This window comes from Parafilimonas sp., assembly GCF_047606085.1.
Taxonomy (GTDB): Bacteria; Bacteroidota; Bacteroidia; order Chitinophagales; family Chitinophagaceae; genus Parafilimonas.
In genome coordinates this window covers 1-2,523 of record NZ_JASGEX010000197.1, presented here as the reverse complement: position 1 = coordinate 2,523, position 2,523 = coordinate 1, and the positions used below count along the sequence as shown (strand labels likewise).

Here is a 2,523-nt window from a genome sequence, read left to right as displayed (position 1 = left end):
CTAATCGTGCAGGTGAAGGCATAAAGCCTTTTGTTTCACTGATAGAGCCCAATAATTTTCCGCTGACTTTCTTTGGCTTCTTTTTAAGAGCATCATACACCGTTTTATACTCGTACAAATAATATCTGCCATTGATGAGGCGCAAGTTCTGTGCGGGGCTGTTTATGTTTTAATGCCCATTGAGGATGCGGAGAAGAAGAATGCCTGCGCATAGTACGTATTGCAAACAAAATCAAAACCCTTGAAAAAACAAGGGGCGCATTTCAAATTTTCGCTTCATGCGCGGCACTCCGGTCGGTGAGGCACCTACCCGCAGCGGGTTCTACAGGCGGGTGTCCACCCACCTGCGAAAATTTGAAATACACCCAAAACAAGGGCTTTAAAAGAAAAAACCTTTCTAATACGTATGTATGTTTATCCAAGTTAGGGTTTAAATTTTTCATGCATAAATTACAAAAAGGGCACGTGAAAAATTTAATGGGAGTTCCTCGTGGCCAATAAAAATATTAATATTCAGGAGAAATTATAAAATATGCATGCTGTGCCTGATGAATAAAATTATGCAGCACAAGTGTTGCGACGCAATGAAGCTGCCATGCCTGCCACAACTGATTTCATAATAATACAATCTTTGAAAAAGATTGTAAGCAACTATCCTATAAATGCGCTGCCGAGTATGACAAATACCATGGCCAGCGCATAAAAACAGAGTATGATAATTAAAAGAATACCCCAGAATTTAAGGCATGATTTGAGATTTTTGAATGAGTCGTTCAGGCTTACCTGGTCGTTGTTTTTTACGGCCGTTTGCATTTTTGACGCAAAATTATACAGGTAATAACTTGGGAAAAAGTATAGCAAGGCAAACAGCACAAACCAAATAGTAAAGAAAACAGTGCCCACGCTTCCCATAGAATTTAATTCCGTATCAACCTGCGCCAGCGAGGCAAAAAAAGTTCCTGAAAAAATACCGGTAAGCACCAGCAATCCGCAAATAATAAAACCAATAACGGCCAGAAATTTGGCCCATTTTGCCGCCTCAATCAGGTAGGGTGTATTGCCATTGTCAACCTGCAAAGAAAAGCTGTTGCCTATAAAATTTTCGTCCATATATTTTTGTTTAAGCTAAAATTTGAGAAGACTAAAATACGCAAACATTTACTATGTTAACCTTTACCCGCCGCAAAATTGTTTACGGGCAATTCTATAATAAAAGCAGCGCCTTTTCTTGGCTCTCCAACAGCAGTAATAAAGCCGTTGTGGTTTTCAACTATTTTTTTGCATATCGCAAGTCCGATACCTGTACCAGCATATTCATTTTTGCCATGCAGGCGATGAAATATTTTAAAAATGTTTTCGGCATATTGCTGTTCAAAGCCAATGCCATTGCCTTGTATGCTTATGCGGTTAAAGGCTTCTTTTCCTTTTAAAAAAGTGGTTGCTTCAATAACTATTTCAGGCGGCACATTTTCGCGGCTGTATTTTAAAGCGTTTCCCAGTATATTAAAAAACAATTGATGAAACTGGAGGCGTTGTATATTAAGTACGGGCAAATTATTATATACAATACTTGCATGTTTTTCGTCAATTGTTTCAAATAATTCTTTTTTTACGTCTTCAATTACAATGCCCAGATTAACGGGTTCCAGCACTATAGCCGCCCTGCCTGCACGTGAATAGTTGAGCAATGCGTTAATGAGTGTTTGCATCCTGTTTACAGATGCAATTATCCTGCTGAAATAATTGGCGGTATCTGCTGAAAAACTTTCTTTCTCTTTCACCAAAATTATATTGGTAAAGGTTTCTATTTTTCTTAAAGGTTCCTGCAAATCGTGGCTTGCCATATAAGTAAAAGAATCCAGTTCTTTATTAATATATTGGAGTTCCTGGTTGTGTTTTTCAATTCTTTTTGCGTATTCTTTCTGCTTTTGTTCAGCCAGTTTTCTTTCATTGAGGTTGCGGGTTATTTTTGTAAAACCAATAACATTGCCCTTTTCATCGTGTAAGGCAGTAATTATAATATGCCCCCAAAAAGCGGAGCCGTCTTGGCGCAGTCGCCATCCTTCGTGTTGCGCCCTTCCTTTTAAAGATGCTTCCTGCAGTAACGATTCAGGCAATTGCCTGTCCCTGTCTTTTTGCCGGTAGAATAAGCGAAAGTTTTTACCGATAATTTCATTGGCGGTATAGCCTTTTATTTTTTCAGCGCCTTTATTCCAGTTTTGAATAAAGCCGTCTTTATCCATTAAAATAATAGCATAATCTTCTATCTCGCTAATCATGCGCTGATACTGCCGGTGTTGTTGCATGGTGTCTTCATTAGCTTTTTCCAACTGTAAAAAGGCCTTCTTTTCTGTAAACCTTTCTGAAGGTTTATGGAATTGGAACAAAGCTTTCATGCAGGCCGCTTCAGTTCTGGCTGTAAACAAACCAACTTCAATTAAAAGATTAGGTATAGGCGTTTAGGTCGCAGGATTATTTCGAATCAGTTACCTTAGCTTGATGGAAAGCAAAAGGACTAAATTT

General features: G+C 38.6%; 2 protein-coding genes. Both read right to left on the bottom strand.

The window, feature by feature from the left end:
- Window positions 1-651: 651 nt before the first annotated feature.
- A complete protein-coding gene (locus QM629_RS17545; protein WP_415161195.1) occupies window positions 652-1,110 on the bottom strand; it encodes a DUF5362 family protein in 459 nt (152 codons plus the stop codon).
- A 56-nt stretch (window positions 1,111-1,166) separates the two neighbouring features.
- Window positions 1,167-2,396 carry a sensor histidine kinase gene (locus tag QM629_RS17540; protein WP_415161194.1) on the bottom strand — a complete coding sequence of 410 codons (1,230 nt, stop codon included), beginning with the start codon at window positions 2,394-2,396 and terminating at the stop codon, window positions 1,167-1,169.
- Window positions 2,397-2,523: the final 127 nt, after the last annotated feature.

What these genes read in the sequence shown, in the direction of transcription:
- QM629_RS17540 (WP_415161194.1), bottom strand. Translation starts at nt 2,396, where the DNA reads ATGAAAGCTTTGTTCCAATTCCATAAACCTTCAGAAAGGTTTACAGAA.
- QM629_RS17545 (WP_415161195.1), bottom strand. Translation starts at nt 1,110, where the DNA reads ATGGACGAAAATTTTATAGGCAACAGCTTTTCTTTGCAGGTTGACAAT.